The sequence below is a fragment of the Pedobacter sp. 01T416_2 genome, from assembly GCF_056398925.1.
Genome location: NZ_JBFTQI010000970.1, coordinates 1 through 1928, shown reverse-complemented (window position 1 = coordinate 1928; position 1928 = coordinate 1). Strand labels below are relative to the sequence as shown.

General features: G+C 37.3%; 3 protein-coding genes. 1 reads left to right on the top strand and 2 read right to left on the bottom strand.

Going from position 1 to position 1928, the window contains the following annotated elements; translation table 11 throughout:
* Together AC1DPQ_RS26415 and AC1DPQ_RS26410 are read right to left on the bottom strand one after the other, a co-directional pair.
* On the bottom strand, nt 1–212 hold a 212-nt coding region (locus AC1DPQ_RS26415), incomplete at its 3' end, for a hypothetical protein (RefSeq protein WP_477611386.1).
* Nucleotides 213–224: 12 nt separating this feature from the next.
* The gene (locus tag AC1DPQ_RS26410; protein ID WP_477611385.1) at nt 225–779 is read right to left on the bottom strand and encodes a hypothetical protein; all 555 of its coding nucleotides are present in this window, start codon (nt 777–779) and stop codon (nt 225–227) included.
* A 352-nt stretch (nt 780–1131) separates the two neighbouring features.
* On the opposite strand from AC1DPQ_RS26410, the gene AC1DPQ_RS26405 reads away from it, so the two are divergent.
* Nucleotides 1132–1928 (top strand): S8 family serine peptidase (locus tag AC1DPQ_RS26405; protein WP_477611384.1); only part of this gene is annotated, 797 nt, incomplete at its 3' end.

The window sequence follows — 1928 nt, the reverse complement described above, 5'->3', positions numbered from 1 at the left end:
ACGATATAGTTATAATATTTAGTTTTTGAAAAGCTGATATATTCTCCTCCCCATTTCCCAATTACTTCACAGATAAAAATAGTGGTCAGATAATAGATAAAATACCTCCAATGTTGTCCCTTTAACCGTTTAAAGTAGCAAAACGCAATCAATGCAGCCCCTCCTTCAATCCAGAGAAAAATGTCGCTCAGAAATTTCTGGAAGTCGTTCATTTCATTAAGATATTAATAAGTTTCTATTGCTGAATCGGCTGGTGGAATGGTTTGTCCATGGTTTTGAGCCATTACCTCACGCGATTGACTGTCACTACTATCCGAACTCATGGCCATTAAGGTAATGGGTTGCTCTTTTTCTCTTTCTTTTAGCGGGAAAGTAGTACGGTCTAAAGGGTTAAAGTCGTAATCCTGGTAACTTCCATCGCTGCTCTTCTTCTTTAAAGTGGGGATCATAACAAGTGTATGTTTTTGGGCATAATTTTTTCCTATCGATTTCTCCTCCTCAAAACTATTCCATTCGTTGTCTTTTGGATAAGCAGCGTAATAGAAACGGATACCCAATGCACCATCAGCAATGCGCGGGTCTACTTTTTTACTAAAAAATTCGATATCAGCGATGAATTTTTTTAGGGTTTTTAAACCGAAAGAAACAGAATGGGCATCGTTTATTCCCAATAATTTATTAATTGCTGCTAAATGGTTGTTGCGGTAATTATCTACCATTTGTTGGATTATTGCCGGATCCATCGTATTTGGACGTCCGCGCCTTTCATTTGTTTTCATAAGATCGATTAGTTTTAGTAACAGATAACATACTAGTACCCCACATAAAAATACGATAGCATAGCTAGGTAGATGTTGCATTTCCATAATTTTTTGAGTTTTAATTAAAGTTAACTTTTATTCCCAAATGTGATAAAACTTTTATAGATAACAGATGGGGTTTTCCCCATATTTTATTGTTGTTTTTACCGCTTTTTATTTTGTTGCTTTCACCATTGATTTCTAGTGGTTTACCTAAGGTTTTTCTGCGCCAACTGTTTCAATTTTGGATTAGTGTTTAACAACAAAAAACACCAATGGGAATAAGCCGAAAATCCTGAATAGAGTAGGCAAAACTTAAAAAACTTAAACCATGTCAAAAACCTTGAAAAAAGAAGAAAAAGTAGAGTACACAGGAAGATACCTTGTACTATTACCAGAAGGATCCAACACCTCCGATTCTATTAACCAGATCAATTCTATTAGCGGACTGAACCTAAAAAGCTCTTTAGAATTTGAAAACGAGTTTTTCACAGATAAAGACCTCGCTAAAACTGATGGTATCATACTAGACAAGCTGGGAATTGCTATCGTAAACGAAAAACCGAAAATTGAAAATTCAATCAGCAGTTTAGGCGAAAGTGAAATGATTGTAGAAAAGGAAAGAGTAGTTTATGCCATTGGAATGCTGGATGAAAGTACTCAAAATTATGTAGAGGGTTACAGAGATGCGGTAAACCAAATGACCAATGTATTGGTTGGAACCGAAACAGAAGATTACAATTATGAAGAGCAAGAATCGGAAGTAGAATCTGTTGGTGCTACCTGGGGATTAAAAGCAACCAATGTTGTACCAACCAGCTTTTTAAGATACAACCCATACAATGGTGCAGGCATTAAAGTAGCCATATTGGATACAGGATTCGATTTCCATCATCCTGATTTTGCTGGCCGTCCTGTTGTTCATCAAAGTTTTATTAGCGGAGAAAGTACACAGGATGGACATGGCCACGGCACACACTGTACTGGTACCTCCTGTGGTCCTTCTAGTTCGCCATCGGCAACAGAAAGATACGGTATTGCTTATGCCGCCAGTATTTATATCGGAAAAGTTTTAAGCAATGGTGGTTCTGGTGGAGATGGAGGCATTCTTGCCGGCATTAACTGGGC